The organism is Kitasatospora sp. NPDC058170 (genome assembly GCF_042883905.1).
Taxonomy (GTDB): Bacteria; Actinomycetota; Actinomycetes; order Streptomycetales; family Streptomycetaceae; genus Kitasatospora.
The window spans coordinates 1-17,648 of the sequence record NZ_JBHVUV010000016.1; the positions used below are offsets into that span (position 1 = coordinate 1).

15 protein-coding genes are annotated in these 17,648 nt (G+C 73.3%); 10 read left to right on the plus strand and 5 right to left on the minus strand.

Translation table 11 applies throughout. The annotated features are described in order from the left end of the window. Nucleotides 1–424 precede the first annotated feature (424 nt). Complete coding sequence (locus tag ACFVVX_RS19000) at nt 425–841, minus strand: YybH family protein (RefSeq protein ID WP_387946911.1); 417 nt, start codon at nt 839–841, stop codon at nt 425–427. Nucleotides 842–967: 126 nt separating this feature from the next. Here ACFVVX_RS19000 and ACFVVX_RS19005 point away from each other — a divergent pair, with 126 nt between their 5' ends. The 7 genes from ACFVVX_RS19005 (at nt 968) to ACFVVX_RS19035 (ending at nt 6,702) form a co-directional block, all read left to right on the plus strand. Then, nucleotides 968–1,258: a winged helix-turn-helix transcriptional regulator gene (locus tag ACFVVX_RS19005; protein ID WP_387946913.1), complete on the plus strand. Its 291-nt coding sequence runs from the start codon at nt 968–970 to the stop codon at nt 1,256–1,258. A gap of 206 nt (nt 1,259–1,464) precedes the next feature. Next, nucleotides 1,465–2,862, plus strand: a complete 1,398-nt coding sequence (locus tag ACFVVX_RS19010) for a tetratricopeptide repeat protein (RefSeq protein ID WP_387946915.1) — start codon at nt 1,465–1,467, stop codon at nt 2,860–2,862. A 20-nt stretch (nt 2,863–2,882) separates the two neighbouring features. After that, complete coding sequence (locus ACFVVX_RS19015; protein ID WP_387946917.1) at nt 2,883–3,227, plus strand: hypothetical protein; 345 nt, start codon at nt 2,883–2,885, stop codon at nt 3,225–3,227. Between the two features lie 94 nt (nt 3,228–3,321). Then, nucleotides 3,322–4,422, plus strand: coding sequence for a caspase domain-containing protein (locus ACFVVX_RS19020; RefSeq protein ID WP_387946919.1), 1,101 nt, complete (start codon nt 3,322–3,324; stop codon nt 4,420–4,422). A gap of 284 nt (nt 4,423–4,706) precedes the next feature. Continuing rightward, nucleotides 4,707–5,186 (plus strand): hypothetical protein, encoded by a 480-nt coding sequence (locus ACFVVX_RS19025; RefSeq protein WP_387946921.1) that lies wholly within the window; start codon nt 4,707–4,709, stop codon nt 5,184–5,186. Between the two features lie 243 nt (nt 5,187–5,429). Then, nucleotides 5,430–6,395, plus strand: coding sequence for a DUF4331 family protein (locus ACFVVX_RS19030; protein ID WP_387946923.1), 966 nt, complete (start codon nt 5,430–5,432; stop codon nt 6,393–6,395). A gap of 109 nt (nt 6,396–6,504) precedes the next feature. Then, nucleotides 6,505–6,702, plus strand: a complete 198-nt coding sequence (locus ACFVVX_RS19035) for a hypothetical protein (RefSeq protein ID WP_387946925.1) — start codon at nt 6,505–6,507, stop codon at nt 6,700–6,702. A gap of 90 nt (nt 6,703–6,792) precedes the next feature. Here the strand turns inward: ACFVVX_RS19035 and ACFVVX_RS19040 are convergent, their stop codons facing one another. Further along, complete coding sequence (locus ACFVVX_RS19040; RefSeq protein ID WP_387946927.1) at nt 6,793–7,251, minus strand: pyridoxamine 5'-phosphate oxidase family protein; 459 nt, start codon at nt 7,249–7,251, stop codon at nt 6,793–6,795. A gap of 119 nt (nt 7,252–7,370) precedes the next feature. After that, the gene (locus tag ACFVVX_RS19045) at nt 7,371–10,556 is read right to left on the minus strand and encodes a putative bifunctional diguanylate cyclase/phosphodiesterase (protein ID WP_387946929.1); all 3,186 of its coding nucleotides are present in this window, start codon (nt 10,554–10,556) and stop codon (nt 7,371–7,373) included. Between the two features lie 242 nt (nt 10,557–10,798). Here ACFVVX_RS19045 and ACFVVX_RS19050 point away from each other — a divergent pair, with 242 nt between their 5' ends. Both ACFVVX_RS19050 and ACFVVX_RS19055 read left to right on the plus strand, forming a co-directional pair. Beyond that, nucleotides 10,799–14,143 (plus strand): amino acid adenylation domain-containing protein, encoded by a 3,345-nt coding sequence (locus ACFVVX_RS19050; protein WP_387946931.1) that lies wholly within the window; start codon nt 10,799–10,801, stop codon nt 14,141–14,143. After that, complete coding sequence (locus ACFVVX_RS19055) at nt 14,140–14,961, plus strand: leucyl/phenylalanyl-tRNA--protein transferase (protein ID WP_387946933.1); 822 nt, start codon at nt 14,140–14,142, stop codon at nt 14,959–14,961. The genes ACFVVX_RS19050 and ACFVVX_RS19055 overlap by 4 nt, the downstream gene beginning before the upstream one ends. Nucleotides 14,962–15,008: 47 nt before the next feature. Here ACFVVX_RS19055 and ACFVVX_RS19060 read toward each other — a convergent pair whose 3' ends face one another. Continuing rightward, entirely contained in the window at nt 15,009–15,482 is a 474-nt protein-coding gene (locus tag ACFVVX_RS19060) for a PH domain-containing protein (protein ID WP_387946935.1), read from the minus strand. Nucleotides 15,483–15,620: 138 nt separating this feature from the next. Between ACFVVX_RS19060 and ACFVVX_RS19065 the strand changes: the two genes are divergently transcribed. After that, nucleotides 15,621–16,382 carry a serine hydrolase gene (locus ACFVVX_RS19065; RefSeq protein ID WP_387946937.1) on the plus strand — a complete coding sequence of 254 codons (762 nt, stop codon included), beginning with the start codon at nt 15,621–15,623 and terminating at the stop codon, nt 16,380–16,382. A gap of 85 nt (nt 16,383–16,467) precedes the next feature. Here the strand turns inward: ACFVVX_RS19065 and ACFVVX_RS19070 are convergent, their stop codons facing one another. Continuing rightward, nucleotides 16,468–17,601, minus strand: coding sequence for an FAD-dependent monooxygenase (locus ACFVVX_RS19070; protein ID WP_387946939.1), 1,134 nt, complete (start codon nt 17,599–17,601; stop codon nt 16,468–16,470). Nucleotides 17,602–17,648 lie beyond the last annotated feature (47 nt).

The window sequence follows — 17,648 nt, forward strand, 5'->3', positions numbered from 1 at the left end:
GTACGTCCAGTACGAGGGCTTCCGGCCGGCACGCCGATAGCACGCACCGGACGCCGCTCCTTGACGGGCAAAAGTTGCCTGACGCGGCACTAGGGTGACCCGCCACCTCGGCCTCGACCGACCGCCACAGCAACGCCCTTCAGGCCGTCTGCCCATCCCAGGGCAGACGGCCTCCGCACTGCCGCCATGATGCGAACACTCTTCCCGGGAGCGCGTGGACCGAAGAAATCAACGGCCGGGAAGCATTGCGAATATTCACCTCGAGATGAGGAACGCACCGGGTCGAAGTTCTGTGACCCCGTATCCCGATTCGCGGCAGGGCCTGGTTGAAGATCCCGTCCAGACCTGCGACGACGGAAGCCTGTTCCGCACGTCGTCAGCAGGACCGCTCAGGCGAGCCCGAATCGTTCCGTTGAAGCCCTCGTCACGGCCGGTGGGCTGTGCCGAAGGGGTTGTCGATGATGTAGCGCCAGTGGCCGTCGGGGCCGCGGCGGGCTACGTCGGTGGCGGTGCCTTCGAGGTGGAGGTGGGTGCCGTCGGGGCCGGGGCCGTCGATGGTCCAGTCGACGATCAGGAGGGCGGTGTCGTCGACGACGTAGGTGTGGCGGGGGCGGACGGTGATGGGGAGGCCGAGGGCGAGGAAGTCGGCGCTGGCGCGGGTGAGTTCGGGGCCGGTGACGGCGGTGCCGGGGGTGGGGACGAAGACGGCGCCGGGGGCGTAGGCCTGGTCGACGGCGGCGGGGTCGCCGGTGTTGAAGGCGGCGGCGAAGACGGCCGGGTGTTGTGCGGGGTCGGTGGTGAGGGTGATGGTGGGGGCATGGGTGGTGGAGTCGGTGGTCATGTGGGCAGTGAAGTCGGCGGCGGCGTAGGTCACCAAACGGAAAGCCACGCGGGCGGGCGCCCGTGGGACGGTGAGCTGGTCCCGGACGAGCGGGGGCGGGTCCGGCGGCCGGAGGCGGAGTGTCCGGTGGAGCTGGCGCTGGCGGCGGTGGCCGGGCGGTGGACGACCTTGGTGCTGCGGGAGTTGATGGGCGGGCCGTTGTCGTTCGGGGAGTTGCGGGACCGGCTGCCGGAGATCAGTCCGAAGGTGCTGGCCGATCGGCTGCGGGTCATGGAGGAGAGGGAGCTGGCGGTGTGCGAGCGCCTGCGCGGCTTCCCGGTGCGGACCAGCTACCGGCTGACGGAGGCGGGCCTGGCGTTGCGGCCGCTGCTGCTGGAGCTGTACCGGACGGGGACACGGCTCGACGCACTCGGCTGAGTAGGGCGGCGCCCGTTCCGGGGGGTGGGGAGCCTGGTGGGGCGTCGGGTGGGGGTCGCCCGGTCGCTCGGTGTGCCCGGAGGTCGGATGATCATGGCCGCTGCCGGGCAGTATCGGTGGTGCCGGTTCTGCGGCGTCGCCGTCCGCTCGGGCGGGCGCCCGGCCGTGGCCGGCGCGCATCATCCGCACACCGACAGGGGGGTCAGGTGGAGGAGCAGGACCGTGCTGCCGCCGAGGGCGGCGATCCGAAGGCGATGATCCGGCTGGGCTGGCTGCTGGAGGAGCGAGGGGATTCCGCTCAGGCCGAGGGGTGGTACCGGCGCGCCGCGGCCGGCGGGGACCCGGACGGGATGGCGCGGCTGGGCCAGCTGCTGCGGGACCGGGGAGAGCCGGAGGCGGCCGAGGAGTGGATGCGCAGGGCCGCGGAAGCGGGCCATGTGAGCGCGATGGGGGGAATGGGCTTCCTTCTTGAGCAGCGCGGCGACCTCGCGGGCGCGCAGAACTGGTACCACCGGGCGGTGGAGCACGGCGACACCTACGCGATGTGGAAGATCGGGTGCCTGCTGGTGCAGGAGAGCCGCCTGGACGCGGCGCGGGAGTGGCTGCGCAGGGCGGCCGACACCGCGGGCTACTCCGTGGTGCGGGGAAACGCGCTGAGGGATCTCGCGCGTCTGGCGATGCAGCGCGGTGACCTGGACGAGGCGGAGGGGCTGGTGCGGAGCGCCGCCACGATCGTGTCGGAGGCGAGCGACGCGCCGCAGGCCGACGCGGTCGAGCTCGTGGCGGAGCTGCTGACCCTGCTGGCGTCCCTGCTGATGGAGCGCGGCGAACCGGCCGAGGCGGAGGGGATGCTGCGCTGGGCCGCCGGTGTCGGCCACGTCCCCGCGGTCTTCGGCCTGGCCGGCCTGCTGGAGCGGCAGGGTGACCTGGCCGGGGCCGAGCAGTGGCACCGCCAGGCGGCGGAGGCCGGACACATCCGGTCGATGATCATGTTGGCCACCCTGCTGGAGGAGCGCGGCGACGCGGTCGGGGCCGAGCCGTGGTACCGGTCGGCGGCCGAGGCGGGGGCGCCGATGGCGATGGACCTGCTGGGGCGACTGCTGGAGAAGCGGCAGGACTTCGCCGAGGCGGAGCGCTGGTACCGGGAGGCCGTGAGCGCCGGAATCCAGCCGACGATGCTTCGGCTGGCCTCCGTACTGGCTCGGCGCGGCGCGTCGGCCGAGTCGGAGCAGTGGTGCCGGAGGGCGGCGGACACCGGGGACGCCCTGGCCATGTTCCAGGTGGGTGCGCAGGCGGAGCAGCGCGGTGACCTGGCCGAGGCGGAGCGGTGGTACCTGCGGTCCGCCGAGGCGGGCAGCGAGTTCGGCATGTTCCAGGTGGGGCGGATGCGGTGGGACCGGCGGGATCTGGAGGCGGCGGAACTGTGGCTGCGCAGGAGCGCCGCCGCGGGCAACGCGTCGGCGATGGCGATGCTCGGGCTGCTGCTGGCCGAGCTCGGCGAGACGGCCCAGGCGGAGCAGTGGTGCCGGCGGGCGATCGACGCCGGATACGCCAACGCGCTGATCGATCTGAAGGCCGTGACGGAAGCGCGGCGCTGGGGATGAGGACGGTGAAGGGGAGCGCGATGCAGGCACGGATCCGGTTGACCGGAGAGCAGGGCCCCGCGGAGCTGGTCGAGCTGGCGGACTGGCTGTCGCGGGAGGACGAACTCCGCGGGCGGGCCGCGATCGAGAAGCCCGCGACACCTCCCGGGCAGATGGGAGGGCTCGCCGACATCCTGATCGTGGCCCTCGGGGCGCAGGGGGCCGGCACGGTGCTGGCCGCCTCGGTGGCGGTGTGGATCAGGCACCGCCGCCCGTCCGCGGACATCGAGGTGACCGGCCCCGACGGGCGGAGCGTCAGGATCTCCGTGCGGGACGCCCCGGACCTGGACGTGGAAGCCGTGCTGCGCCGTGCCCTGGAGGAGTGACCGGCCCGCCCGGGCTGCCCGGATCCGCCGGGTGCCCGGGCCCGCTCGGCCCGCCGCCCCGGCGGCCGGGCCGCGGCACGCCCTGGAGCGGTGAATGCGCCTGCCGGACCCACCGCGCTCCAGGGCCCTGCTGCTGGGGTCCAGTACCTATTCCGACCCCGACCTGCCCGACCTGCCCGCGGTGCGCAACAACGTCGCGGACCTCGCGCGGGTGCTCACCAGTCCGCGGGGCACGGCCCTCGCGTCCAGGCACTGCGTGGCGGAGCCCGACCGGCCCGATCTCGCGGGAATCGGCGCCCTGTTGGTGGCCGCGGCCGCGCAGGCGGAGGACCTGCTGCTGGTCTACTACGCCGGCCACGGCCTGGTCGGCCCGGACGGGGAGCTGTACCTGTCGCTGCCCGGCACGTCCAGCGATCCCTCGCTGATCGCCTGGACGGGGCTGCCGTTCGGTCTGCTGCGCCGTACCCTGGCCACCGCGCGTGCCGCGAACCGGGTCCTGATCCTGGACTGCTGCTTCTCCGGGATGGCGATCGACACGATGGCGACGGCCACCTCGGTGGTCGCCGGCCAGCTGGAGGCGGCCGGGACGTGCACCCTGGCCTCCTCGCCGGCGAACCGGCCGTCCATCGCGCCCTCCGAGGCGCGGTACACGGCCTACACCGGTGAACTCCTGAACCTCCTGGAGCACGGCTCGACGTTGTCGGCGGAGTACCTCACGCTGCTGGCCATCCACGAACACCTCGCCAGGGTGCTGCCCAGTCAGGGGCATCCGCGCCCCGAGCAGCGCAACACCCGCACGGCCGGCCGGCTCGCCCTGGTCCGCAACCGGGTGTACGCCGGCTCCCCCGACCCGGAGGCGCTGGTCGAGGAGGGGAAGCGGCTCGAACTGATCGGCGAGACCGCAGATGCGGAGCACCGGTACCTGAGGGCCGCCGAGGCCGGGAGCCCCGGGGCGATGCGTCGGCTGTCGCGCCTGCTCGAACGGCGCGGAGCCCTGTCCCAGGCGGGGATCTGGCGCCGGAAGGCCGCCGACTCCGGCGATCCGGCCATCATGAACGAGGTGGGGGTCCGGGACTGGCACACCGGGGATCCGGTCCAGGCCGAGATGTGGTTCCGCAGGGCCGCCGAGGCCGGACTGGCCGAGGCGGAGGAGAACCTCAGGACGCTGCTGCGCCAGCAGGGCCGCGAAATGTAGGCCCGGAGCGGGAAGTCGGAGTGGGAAGCCGGGGTGGGGAGTCGGGGTGGGAAGCCGGGGTGGGGAGTCGGAGTGGGAAGTCGGACCGGCCGACTTCCCACTCCGGACGCGCGCCGCGGGGGAGGAGAACCCGGACAGCGCACGGGAATGACCCGTGCGAGGTCCGGATGGTGCGACTGGCCGATGGCTACCGGGCAGTCATTTTGTTCGCATGCGCACTCTTGCCGTGGGTCGCCGTGACCCGGACGTGCAAGGCAAGCAAGACCGACAGGAGTGCTTTTCCGATGACTACGACGTGGCAGTCGAACGACACCGACCAGCAGCTGGAGGACCTGCGCAAGCAGGTGGAGATCCTGAAGCTCCAGCAGCAGCTCCAGCAGCTCCAGGGCAACCAGAACGGCCAGGGCGGCCAGCAGTTCAACAACGCCCCGGTCCACAAGGAGAACGTGCAGCTCACGTGCTACACCGTGAAGGGCACGGTCCTCGGCCAGGCTCAGGCCCAGCTGAAGGCGACCCTGCTGGACTCGGACGGCGTGGGGGTCCAGGGCGCGTCGATCGTGTTCGTCGTCTCCAACACGCGCCGGGAGATCGGCCGCGGGACCACCAACGGCCAGGGCGACGCGGTCGCCGGCACGGGTTCGAACATCCTCGACCCCACCATCATGCTCTCGGGGGTCGGGTCCGGCGTGACCGCGATCTTCAACGGCAACAAGCAGTACCTGCCGGCCGAGGCCAGGGGCACGGTTGAGCCGTCCATCGGCTGACCTGGAAGACCTGCGGTACGGAGTGGGAAGTCGGCCGGTCCGACTTCCCACTCCGCTTGTCCGGGGCAGGGTGCGGGAGCCTAAGCCCTCCGGTGCGGTGGCGCCGGTGCCGGGCCGCGGCCGTGCGCCATCCGGCGGACGGCCGGGGCCCGGGCGGGTGTCCTGCCTGCCCCGTCCGGCTCCCGCTGGTACGAACGTCCGGACAGTCCAGGGGGGAACCCAGAGACGAGGAAGCGCAGCGCTATGTCCCACCACCTCAGCGGCCCGAACCTCCGGTCCCCGCAGGGCGACGCCCGGCTCGACCTCACCGACCTGTTCGCGTTCCCGGCCTCCGACGCCGCCGGGCGCACGGTGCTCATCATGAACGTGAACCCGTACGCCCCCACCGGGGCCGCCGAGTTCCACCCCGACGCCGTCTACCGCATCAACATCGACAACAACGGCGACAACCGTGCCGACGTCGCCTACTCCTTCGTCTTCTCCGACCCCGAGGCCGGTGCGCAGACCGTCACCGTCCACCGCGCCACCGGCGCCGCCGCGCAGAAGCACGAGGCGGGCGGGGAGGTCCTGTTCGGCAACGTCCCGGTCGCGTTCGGCGACGCGCCCGACGTGGTGGAGGCCGACGGCCGCAAGCTCTCCGTCGGCCTGCGCAGTGACCCCTTCTTCGCCGACCTCGAAGGCATCGTCGACAACTTCACCTGGACCGGCAAGGACGCGATGGCCGATGCCAACATCTTCGGCATCGCCCTCGAAGTCCCCGACGCCGAGCTCGGCCCTGACCCCGGCATCGGCATCTGGGCGCGCGTCAGCCTCCACCAGGACGGCCGGCTCGTCTCCGTCGACCGGGGGGCCCACCCCTCGCTGACCGCCTACTTCAACGCCGAGGAGGTCAAGGACGCCTACAACGCCGGTGAGCCCGCCGACGACTGGGAGAAGTACCGCGAGCCCTGGACGGCCGTGCTCCAGCACACCGGCGACTACACCACGGACGCCGCCACCGAGGCGCTGAAGATCGTCCTCCCCGACATCCTGCGCTACGACCGCTCCCGCCTGGCCGCCTACCCCAACGGCCGGACCCTCTCGGACGACGTGACCTCCGCCCGGCTCGCCATGGTCTCCGGCGGCAAGATCACCAGCGACCACATCCCCCCGCACACCGACCTGCTCCCCACCTTCCCCCACCTCGGCCACCCGCACCCGGTGGGCTAGTGCCGCGTCAGGCAACGGCGGCTCCGCAGAGGCGCATCAGCCCCGCCAACGAGGGTTCCACGGCAGGTGGTTGGGGTACAGAACAGGTCTGCGCCCCGACTGTGGGCGGATGTCCGAGCGGATCCACGGGGGCCCGATGAAAGCCGTGTTGGTCGTCATCGTGATCGCGCTGGTGGTCTACGGCCTGGTATCGGGCATGACCGGCAAGCGCAAGCGCAGGCGCAGCAGATGGGGCGGCGGCGACAGCGGTGGCTTCGACGGAGGGGGCTTCGGCGGTGACGGGGGAGGCGACGGGGGCGGCGGCTGACCGGCCTCCGCCGCCGAACCCCCGACGTCCCGCCGCCCCGGCGTCACGCCGCCCCGACTGGGCGACGCCGAGGCCCGGCTGCTCAGCCGCTCAGCCGGAGACGTCGAGCGCCGTGCCGTACAGCCGGTCCACCCGCAGCCGGATGACCACCCGCCGCTCGGCCACCTGCTCCGCCAGGAAGGCCTGCGGATCCGCCGGCCGGAACTCCTCCGGGAGCATCGCGAGCAGCTCCCGCCCGGTCGCGTCCCCGGGTGTGCTGCTCGGCTCGGAGACCTCCGCCGACCCCTCGGCGACGGCGAAGGAGAACGCGTCGGGGCCCTGGACGTGCAGCGCCGCGAGCGGCCGTTGCCGCAGGTGGGCCGCCTTGGCGCGGTCGGCGGTGGTGGAGAAGCGCAGGATCCGCTCGGCCTGGTCCCAGCGGTAGAGCATGGTCGTCAGGTGCGGGTGGCCGCTGCGCCTGGTGGTGGCGAGGGTGCCGAACTGCTGGGCGCCGAGCAGCTCCGAGAGGGCTTCGTCGGAGAGGGGCCGGGGTGCTGGTCCTTGAGTCATGCCCCGTCCAACTCTCTCGCGCATGCAAATGTTCCGAAGTGGATTATTTTCTTTCGCCCGACCTGCCCGACCTGCCCGACCTGCCCGACCTGCCCGACCTGCCCGACACCTTCCCGGCCTCACCGCTCCGGGCCGCCGCGGGCCCACTGCGCCCTCGGCGTCGCCAGCTCGGCGTCCTCCTGGACCAGCGCGCCGGCCTGATCGGACGTCAGCGGTCGGGCGAACAGGTACCCCTGGCCCAGCGGGCAGCCCATCGCGGCCAGCAGGTCCCGCTGGTCGACGTTCTCGATGCCCTCGGCGATCACCTGGACGCCCAGCGTGTCGGCGATCCGGGTGATGCCCTCGACCAGGGCGTACTGCTGCTGGGACATCCCCAGGCCGTCGATGAAGGACTTGTCGATCTTCAGGATCGAGATCGGGAACTCCCGCAGGTAGCTCAGCGAGGAGTACCCCGTCCCGAAGTCGTCGATGGCGATGCCGACGCCCAGCTCGCCGAGCGTGCGCATGTCCGTGTGCACGCGCTCGTCGCGGCGCATCAGCACCGACTCGGTCAGCTCCAGCACCAGCGAGTTGGGGTCGATCCCGGAGGCCCGCACCGCGCCGCGCACCACGTCCACGAAGCCCGCGTCCCGGAACTGCCGGGCCGAGACGTTCACGTTGACGCGCAGCGGCGGGCGCCCGTCGACCCGGCGGCGCTCGGAGCTCGACCGCTGCCAGTCCGCGGCCTCCTGGGCCGCGCGCTCCAGGACCCAGGCGCCGAGCGGGACGATCTGCCCGCTCTCCTCGGCGAGTGCGATGAACTCGTCGGGCAGGACCATGCCGCGCCGGTCGTGCGGCCAGCGGACCAGCGCCTCGAAGGCGACCAGCCCGCCCGTCGCCAGGTCGACGATCGGCTGGTAGTACAGCTTGAAGGCGGATTCGGCGATCGCCGCGTCCAGGTTCTCGTTCAGCTCGTGCCGCTCCACCAGCCCGGCCTGCAGGGCCGGCTGGTAGTGGCACCACTGCCGCTTGCCGGCCGACTTCGCCGAGTACAGGGCCAGGTCGGCATGGGTGAGCAGCTCCGCCGCGTCCACGCTGTCCTCCGTCGTGGCCACGCCGATGCTGGCCGTCACCCGGACGGCTCCCGCGCTGAGCTTGAACGGCTCCGCGAAGGCGCTCAGCACGCTGTCCGCGATGGCGCCGACGTCCGCCGGCTGCACCGCGTCCTCCACCAGCACCGCGAACTCGTCGCCGCCGAGGCGGGCCGCCGTGTCGGAGGTCCGCAGCGCGGTGGAGACCCGCAGCGAGACGGCGACCAGCAGCTCGTCCCCGACCGCGTGGCCCTGGGTGTCGTTGACCACCTTGAAGTCGTCCAGGTCGAGGAAGAGCACGCCGGTGACCGCGCCGCTGCGCTCCCCGCGGGAGAGCGCGTGGCCCACCCGGTCCTGGAACAGGACGCGGTTGGCCAGGCCGGTGAGGGAGTCGTGGAAGGCGCGGTGGGTGAGCTCGCGCTCCATCTGGCGCTGCTCGGTGACATCGCGCAGGGTGAGCACCAGCCCGCCGACCGTCGGATCGCCGCGCAGGTCGTTGCAGCGGACCTCGGCCTCGATCGGGGTGCGGTCGTGGCGCAGCAGCCGCCAGTGCTCGCGCTGCTGGTCCCGCCCGTCGGCGGAGCCGTCCAGGCTGCGCATCCGGGCCAGCGCGCTGCCCACCGCCCGGCTGTCCTCGGGCGGGACCAGGTCGGTGATCAGTGCGCCGTCCAGGTCGGGGTAGCCGAGGACCCGCTCGGCGGAGGAGGAGGCGTAGCGGACGCCGTCGTCGGCGTTGAGGATCAGGATGACGTCGCTGGCGCTCTGCACCAGGGTGCGGAAGTAGGCCTCGCTGTTGCGGCGGTTGATCTCCTGGCTCAGCATGACGCGCTCGACGGCCAGTGCGGCCTGGGCGGCGAGGATCTCCAGCGAGCTCCAGAGGCTGGTGAGCTCCTGCTCGGTGCCGGTGACGATGAGGGCGCCGATCAGCGGGTCGCCGGAGGGGCGTTCGGCCAGGGTGAGCGGGCAGATCAGGGCCGAGGGCATGCCGTCGAGCCGGGTGGCGAGGTCGTTGCCGATCTCCTCGACGGGGAGTAAGCGGGTCTCCCGGTAGGCGGCGAGGGCGAGCGCCTCGTCGGAGTCGTTGGTGACGCCGAGGGCGTGCTGGGTGGCGCCGCGCTCGGCGTGCCGTACGTGCAGGACGCCGGCCTCGGTGACCGCGAGCAGGGCGACGTGGCCGGGCTCGGTGGGCATCAGGGTGGAGGCGGCGGCCTGGACGGCGTCGGCGACCTCCTCGACGGTGACGGCCGCGGTGAGGGAGGCGCCGGCCTCGCGCAGGGCCCGTTCGCGGGCGATGGCCTGCCGTCGGGCGTTGACGACGAGGGCGAGCCGGGCCAGCACGAGCAGGAAGAGCAGGGCGGAGAAGGCCCCGATCACCCCGGCGTTGTTGGTGTTCCCGTTCACCGACTCGATGATCAGGATGGCCGGCGCGACCAGCGAGGCCGCGGTGAGCAGGGCCAGCCGGCCGACGCTGAGGTCCGGCTGCTGGCTGGGGATGGGTCTGGTCAGCTCGACCATTGAGGGGTGCAGGGCGGCCGCGCCCCAGGCGGTGTAGAAGACGGCCCAGCCGAGGTCCACGGCGGTGCCGATGTGCCAGTTGCCGTGCAGCTGGATCAGCCCGTACAGGACGTCGGAGACCAGGATGCCGATCGTGCCGAAGGTGAGCAGCTGGAGCGAGCGGCTGCTGCCCCCGCGCGGCACCAGCAGGCGCAGCAGCAGGGCCAGGACGACCACGTCGCCGAGCGGGTAGGCGATCGAGACGGCCCGCTGGAACCAGGTGAGGTCGGGGTTGCGGGCGTACGGGAGGATCAGGTAGATCCAGGCCAGCAGCGCCAGGCCCATGGTGAGGATGAGCGCGTCGAGCAGGCTCGCGCGGTCCTGGTGCGCCGTGCGCCAGCGGATGAACCCCAACACGCCTGCCGCGTACAGCAGGTACTCGGCGAGGTAGAAGCCGTCGGCCACCGAGGGGAAGGGGTTGCCCAGGTGCAGGAACTGCATCTGGATGACCTGGACGACCTCGCCCGCGGTGAAGCAGAAGTTGGCCGCGGCCAACAGGTACCAGAACAGCGGGTGTGACGGGCGGTTGAGACGGACGCCGACCACGATGGCCGCAACGCCACCCAGGCCGATGCCGGTCCACCAGATGATCCGCTGGGTCGGGTTGATGTAGTAGACGCAGGTGAACAGCGCCATCCACAACAGGTAACAGACCATCAGGCGGTGTCGCCGACGGGTCAACGAGGCTACCTCCTCCGCGACATCACCACGCCGGTCGGGCGGGGATTCCGGGTGAGGGTCGGTTCTTGGCGGGTTCGCCGGGCTCGGGCCCGCACCGCTCCGGTGGGTTCCGGTCCGGTGCTCGGGATGGGCCTTCAGTGCGTATAGTCGGAAATGTCGCACCTCCCAGCATTCTGCCGCCACACCACGAGGTCAAGCCGGTGGATGACGCAGCCGACAGCGCACAGGGCGCACGACCGGATGTGAGATCCGGGCGTCACGCCGTGCTTCAGAACAACTACGGCCAGTATGCGCTCTGGCCGATCGGGCCCACCGTTCCGGGTGGCTGGCGGACCGAGTTCGGGCCCGCCGCACTGGCCGAGTGCCGGGCCTACGTGGAACGCGCCTGGCGGTGGAGCGGGCTCGGACTGGGGCCCGTCGAGGCGGGGTCCGGCGCCGGTGCGTTTCCCCGGCCCGGGTTCGCCGACACCGTGCACGGGCTGTTCCGGGCCCGGGCCGCCCACGATCCCGAGGCGCCGGCCGTGGTCGCCGAGGACGGCGAGCTCAGCTACCGGGAGCTGGACCGGCGCAGCGACCGGCTGGCGGGCTTACTCCGGGCCCGCGGCATCGGGCGCGAGCAGGTGGTACCGGTCTGCCTGGAGCGCGGGACCGACCTGGTGGTGGCCTGGCTCGGCGTGCTCAAGGCGGGCGGGGCGTTCCTGCCGCTCAACCCGGCGCACCCCGAGCGGCGGCTCGCCCAGCTGGTCGAGGACTGCGGGGCCCGGCTGGTGGTGGCGTCGGGCGGACGGCGGTTCGCCGGGGTGGAGGCGGTCGACGCGGCCGCCGCCTCCCCGGATGCCCCGGGGAGCCCGGAGGCCCCGGATGCCCCGGGGATCCCGGAAGCCCCGGCGGAGTGGCCCGACCTGGCCGCGCCCGACGACCTCGCCTACCTGATCTACACCTCCGGCACCACCGGCACCCCCAAGGGCGTGCCCGTCACCCACCGCTCCCTGGTCTTCACCCTGGACCGGGTGATCAACGCCTACGGGCTCACCCCGCGCGACCGCGTCCTGCAGCTCGCCGCCCTGGGCTTCGACACCTCGCTGGAGCAGGTCTTCGCCACCCTGGTCAGCGGCGCCGCCCTCGTCCTCGGCGGTGCGCGGACCTGGGCGCCGACCGAGCTGGTCCGCCGGATGCCCGAGCTCGGGCTGACCGTCGCCGACCTCACGCCCGCGTACTGGCACCACGTGCTCGCGCTGCTCCCCGAGGGCGGCCCGGGCCCCGAGCGGCTGCGCCTGGTGGTCGTCGGCGGGGACACCGTCCACGCCGACGACTGCCGCACCTGCCTGGCCCGGCTGCCGGGGGTCCGGCTGGTCAACGCGTACGGGGTCACGGAGGCCGCCGTCACCTCCACGCTCTGCGAGCTCACGCCCGCGGTGCTGGGCGGCGCGGCCTCCGGCCCGGCCGCCCCGGTGCCGATCGGCAAGCCGCTGCCGGGCGTGCGGGTGCACGTCCTGGACCGCCGGCTCAGGCCCGTCCGGCCCGGCGAGAAGGGCGAGATCTACCTCGGCGGGCCCGGCCTGGCGCGCGGCTACTGGCGCCGACCGGGGCTCACCGCCGAAACCTTCCTGCCCGACCCCTACGCCCCCGCGCCCGGCGAGCGGATGTACCGCACCGGGGACGCCGGCCGCTGGCGGCCGGACGGCAACCTGGAGATCCTCGGGCGCTTCGACGACCAGGTGAAGGTCCGCGGCTACCGGGTCGACCCCGGCGAGATCGAGTCCGTGCTCGCCGCCCACCCCGACGTCCGGCTGGCCCGGGTCGCCGCCGACGGCAGCGGCGACGGCGCACGCGTCCTCACCGCCTACTACACGCTCGTCGACCGGGCCGCCTCCGGCGCCCGCGCCCGGCGCGAGCAGATCCGCGACTACCTGGCGGAGCGGCTGCCGGACTTCATGGTCCCGGCCGAGTTCGTGCTGCTCGACACCATGCCGCTGACCGCCGCCGGGAAGATCGACCGCCGACGGTTGCCGCGCACCGAACCCCTGGTCCAGCGGCGCGACGGCGTCGCCATCACCGACGGCGGCCGCCCGGGGGGCCGGCCCGGCCCCGCCGGCAACGGCAACGCCGTCGAGGACGGCGTCGCCCACCTCTGGTCCGAACTGCTCGGCATCGAGGACGTCGCCCCCGGCGACGACTTCTTCGCCCTCGGCGGCAACTCGCTGCTCGCCATGGAGATGATCGCCCGGGCCCGGATCATGTTCGGCGTCGACGTCACCCGGATCCGCTTCCTCACCCGCTCCCTGCTGCGCGACCCCACGCTGCGCGCCTTCGCGGCCGCCACCCACACCGCGCGGGCCGGCGGCCGCAACGGCCTGGGCGAGGCCGCCGTCGACTGGGCCGCCGAGGCCGAACCCGACACCCCCCTGCAGCAGTCCTGGCGCCCGCCGCCCTCACGGGCCGAACCGGACGAGATCCTGCTGACCGGCGCCACCGGCTTCTGTGGCGCGCACCTGCTGAAAACGCTGCTGCACACCACCAGGGCCCGCATCCACTGCCTGGTCCGCGCACCCGACGAGGAACACGCGATGGAGCGGATCCGCGCGGCCCAGCAGCGGTTCCTGCGCCACGACCTGGCGGACGCCCGGGTCGTCCCGCTGGTGGGCGACCTCACCGAGCCGCTGCTCGGGCTGACGCGGCAGCGCTTCGAGAGCCTGGCGGGCCGCCTGGACGCCATCCACCACCTCGGCGGGCAGGTCAACTTCATCTACCCGTACCACCAGTTGCGGGCCGCGAACGTCGGCGGGACCCGCGAGATCGTCCGGCTCGCCGGGCACTCGCGCGGCATCCCCGTGCACTACCTGTCCACCCTCGCGGTGCTCGCCGGGTTCGGCCCGGCGGGCGTCACCGAGGTGACGGAGCGGACGCCGCTGGCCTACCCCGAGAAGCTGTCGGTCGGGTACGTGGAGAGCAAGTGGGTGGCGGAGCAGCTGCTGCGCAACGCGTCCGCCGCCGGACTGCCGGTCACCGTGCTGCGCACCAACGACGTGACCGGGGACCTCTCGACCGGGGTGATGAACACCGGGACGGAGATGTGCGCGCTGATCAAGTACATGGCGGAGAGCGGCACGTGCCCCGACGTGCGGCTGCTGCTGGACTTCGTCCCGGCGGACCGGTTCAGCCAGGCCATCGCCCACATCGCCGCCCACGCACCGGCGACGGGCGAGGTGTACCACGTGACCTCGCCGCGTCCGGCGGAGCTGGCCGACCTGGCGGAGCGGCTGCGGGCACGCGGCTACGCGGTGGGCGAAGTCCCGTACGGGGAGTGGGTGCAGGGGCTGGTGCGGTTCGCGGCCGGGCACCCGACGCACCCGATGACCCCGTTCGTGCCGCTGTTCGTCGACCGCTGCCCGGGGACGGAGCTGTCGATCAGCGAGATGTACTTCCGGCCGACGTTCCCGCTCTTCGACCGCTCCAACACCGAACAGGCACTCGTCGGAAGCGGCATCGAACTTCCTGCGGTGGACGGGGATTTGCTGGACCTCTACCTCGGGCAGCTGGAGACCGAGGGGTTCCTCACCGTGTCGACCGGGGCGGTGCGGCGGTGAACGCCGGCCCCGCCGGTGGCCCCGCCGCCGGCCAGGTCGGGGGTGAAGTCGGGCGCCCCGCCGGGGTCTTCGGCGCGGTCGACCTCGCCCGGGCGCCCGCCGACGCCCCGGCGGCCTTCGGGGCCGACCTCGGGCCGGACGCCCTGCTGGCCGCCTACCGGTGCGGCCTCTTCCCGATGCCCGCCGCCGACGACTACGCCAGCGCCTTCAACGAGGCCCGGTTCGAGGAGGCGGTCGCGGTGGGGGAGGTGGCCCTGCTGCCCGGGGCCGGCGACGACCCGTACGCGCTGGCCTGGTGGTCCCCCGACCCGCGCCCGGTGATCGCCCCGGGCGGGGTCCGCCTCGGCCGCCACCTCGCCCGCCGGCTGCGCAACCGCCTGGAGTGGTGGACCAGCGCCGACCGGGCCTTCGGGGAGGTGCTGTCCGCCTGCGCCGACGGGCGCCAACCACCGTGGCTCACCGGCGGGTTGCGCTCCTCACTGGGCCACCTGTACGAGCGCGGCGCGGCCCACAGCGTCGAGGTGTGGGAGGGCGAGGAGTTGATCGGCGGGGTCTTCGGGGTCGCCGTGGGGCCGGTCCTGAGCCTCGACTCCATGTTCCACCGCCGCCCGGACGCCGCCCGGGTCGCCGTCGCCGACCTCGCCGCCCGGTTCCGGACCGCGGGCGGGCGCCTCCTCGACGCCCAGTGGGACGGCCCGCACATCCGCAGCCTCGGCGCCGCCCCGATCCCGCGCTCCCGCTACCTCGCGGAACTCGCCGCCCGGGCGGAGGTCGGCCGGCTCCCGGCCGAGGCCCTGCCGGCGGCCCGGCTGGGCTGAGCGCGGGCCGCCCGCTGGGGAGTTGAGCGCGGGCCGCCCCGGTGTCGTCAGTCGGTGGCGCCGCGGTGCTCCTCCAGCAGGGCGAGCAGCCGGGCCACCTCCCGGTCCACCACGACGTGCTTGTCGTCGACGTACGGGAGTTGGACCTTCCGGCCGTCGTGGCGGAGGGCGTAGGTGAAGAACTTCGGTGCGCCCCTGCCCATGTGGGCGTTCGGGTTGGGCTCCTTGCGGAACTCCTTGATCTCGGACCAGGCGAGCCGCCGGCGCCGGATCATCCCGCGGACCCTGACGCCCTCGGCGGTGACCACCGTGGCGGCCCGGGCCGCGCCGACGATCACCAGGAGGCAGAACCCCAGGATCAGCAGGGAGCCGATTCCCTTCGTGGAGGAGGCGAACTCCTTGTCCGACCACAGCGGCAGCAGCGCGCCGAAGGACAGCAGCAGGATGGTGAACGCGAATCCCCCGATCCGCGTGGTCGCCACCCGGTACTCGTGCGGCAGTCTGAAACTCTCGGCACTCATGTGTCCCACCCCCTGGTGAAGGTCGTTCTCCGTGACCGACCGGTGTCGCAGTGTAAGGGTGGGCGGCCGCCCGCCGACAGGGCGCACGGAGCGCGGCCGGAGGTTTGTCCGGAAGCGGCCGCGGGCACCGTGTCGGGCATGCTGTCGGTGGTGGTGGCCCCCTGGGGCGGGGAGCCGGTGTTCGTCCGGGCCCCGGACGCGTTGCACGATGCGGCGAGCACGATGAAGGTGGCCGTACTGGCGGCCCTGTACCGCAGCGGGGCGGACCTCGACGCCGAGGTGCCGGTGGTGAACCGGTTCGTGTCGGCGGTCGGCGGCGAGTACGGCAACGACCGTGCGTGGGACAGCGATCCGCAGCCGTGGACGCTGCTCGGCGGGGTGGCGCCGCTGCGCTCGCTCGCGGAGCGGATGATCACGCACTCGTCGAACCTGGCCACCAACCTCTGCCTGGCACAGGTGGGGCACGGCGCGGTGGCCGAGGTGTGGCGGCGGGCGGGGGCGACCCGCAGTGCCAGCCCGCGGGGGATCGAGGACTACCCGGCCCGGGACCGGGGCGTACACAACCGGGTGAGCGCGCTGGACCTGGTCCGGCTGCTGCAGTCGCTGGCCGGGGAGCCGGAGCTGCTGGCCCTGCTGGAGCGCAACGCCTTCCGGGTGGACCTGGCGGCCGGGCTGCCGCCGGGGACGCGGATCGCCTTCAAGAACGGGTGGATCCCGGGCGTGCGGAACAGCGTGGGCCTGGTGCGCCCGGAGGACTGCGCGCCGTACCTGATCGCGGTCTGCTACACCGGACCGCTGGCCTCCGGTGCGGACGAGGCGGACCCGGCGGCCCGGCTGGTGGCGCGGATCTCGGCGGCGGTCTGGGAGCGCCGGGCGGAGCTGGACGGCTCCGCCGGGTGACCGCGGGGAGAGGCAGGGAAACGGCAGGGAGGGGGCGGACGGCGGAAGGATCCGCCGCCCGCCCCCTCCCTGCACCGACTCACTGTCAGTAGGGCTTCACCAGCACGTGCGCGGCCCCGGGGATGCCGATCTTCAGCAGCTCGTCCTCCTCGGGGGTGGTCGGCGTGCCGGTCTCCTGCTTGAGCACGGCGCGGGACAGCGCCTGCACCCACATCGCGCGCGGGCGGCGGCGCTCCTCCCAGGCGGTGAGAGCGGCGGCGACGTCCTCGGCGGAGTCCAGACTCTGCGCGAGGACGAGCGCGTCCTCGACGGCCATCGCCGCGCCCTGGGCCAGGTGCGGGGTGCTCGCGTGCGCGGCGTCACCGGCCAGCACCACCCGGCCGACGTGCCACGGCTCCTCCACGGTGACCTGCGAGATCCGCGAGTAGACCACCGCGGCCGGGTCGGTGACCTGCGCCAGCGCCTCGGCGATCGGGCCGCCGAAGCCGGCCAGCCGCTCGGCGAGCTGCTCGTGGGCGCGCTCCGGGTCCGGCCGGAAGTCCTCGGGCTCGGCGAACACCGAACCGAGGTACATCAGGTCGTCGGTGATCGGCGTCAACAGCGCCTTGGCCTTGAGGTTGCCGGCGGACATCACCACGCCCTGCACCTCGGGCAGTCGAGGCAGCGTCACCCGCCAGTTGGCGAAGCCGGTGTACTCGGGCGTGTAGGCGTCCCCGTACAGGCGGCCGCGCAGCGGCGAGCCGATGCCGTCGAAGCCGACCACCAGGTCGTAGCGGCCGCTGTGGCCGTCGGACAGGGTGACGTCCACGCCCTCGCCGTCGTCGGCGAGTTCGGCGATCGTGGTGCCGAAGCGGACGGTCGCGCCGGCGGCGGTGGCGGCCGCGCTCAGCACCTTGGCCAGGGCCGGGCGCGGTATGCCGTTGTTGGAGGGGGCGTCGTCCATCCGGGGCTGCGGGATCTTGGCGAGGGTGGCGCCGGCCGGGTCGCAGATGGTCAGCACCTCCCACTCGAAGCCGGCCTCCAGGCAGGCGTCCAGCACGCCGATCTCGCGCATCACGTGCAGCGCGTTGGACGGCTGGATGATGCCGACGCCGAGCGCCTCCAACTCGTCGCGCAGCTCGGCGACATCGACCTGGTGGCCGCTCCGGGCCAGGGCGGTGGCCAGGGTGAGGCCGCCGATGCCGCCGCCGTGGACCAGGACGCGCAGGGGTGGGGTCATGACGTGGTTCTCCAAGGGGGCGAGAGACGAGCGGGCGAGAGGCGAGG

Coding starts and splice junctions, on each gene's coding strand:
- ACFVVX_RS19040 (WP_387946927.1), bottom strand. CDS start 7,251: ATGACTCAAGGACCAGCACCCCGGCCCCTCTCCGACGAAGCCCTCTCG.
- ACFVVX_RS19035 (WP_387946925.1), top strand. CDS start 6,505: ATGTCCGAGCGGATCCACGGGGGCCCGATGAAAGCCGTGTTGGTCGTC.
- ACFVVX_RS19000 (WP_387946911.1), bottom strand. CDS start 841: ATGACCACCGACTCCACCACCCATGCCCCCACCATCACCCTCACCACC.
- ACFVVX_RS19060 (WP_387946935.1), bottom strand. CDS start 15,482: ATGAGTGCCGAGAGTTTCAGACTGCCGCACGAGTACCGGGTGGCGACC.
- ACFVVX_RS19070 (WP_387946939.1), bottom strand. CDS start 17,601: ATGACCCCACCCCTGCGCGTCCTGGTCCACGGCGGCGGCATCGGCGGC.
- ACFVVX_RS19065 (WP_387946937.1), top strand. CDS start 15,621: ATGCTGTCGGTGGTGGTGGCCCCCTGGGGCGGGGAGCCGGTGTTCGTC.
- ACFVVX_RS19030 (WP_387946923.1), top strand. CDS start 5,430: ATGTCCCACCACCTCAGCGGCCCGAACCTCCGGTCCCCGCAGGGCGAC.
- ACFVVX_RS19020 (WP_387946919.1), top strand. CDS start 3,322: ATGCGCCTGCCGGACCCACCGCGCTCCAGGGCCCTGCTGCTGGGGTCC.
- ACFVVX_RS19015 (WP_387946917.1), top strand. CDS start 2,883: ATGCAGGCACGGATCCGGTTGACCGGAGAGCAGGGCCCCGCGGAGCTG.
- ACFVVX_RS19025 (WP_387946921.1), top strand. CDS start 4,707: ATGACTACGACGTGGCAGTCGAACGACACCGACCAGCAGCTGGAGGAC.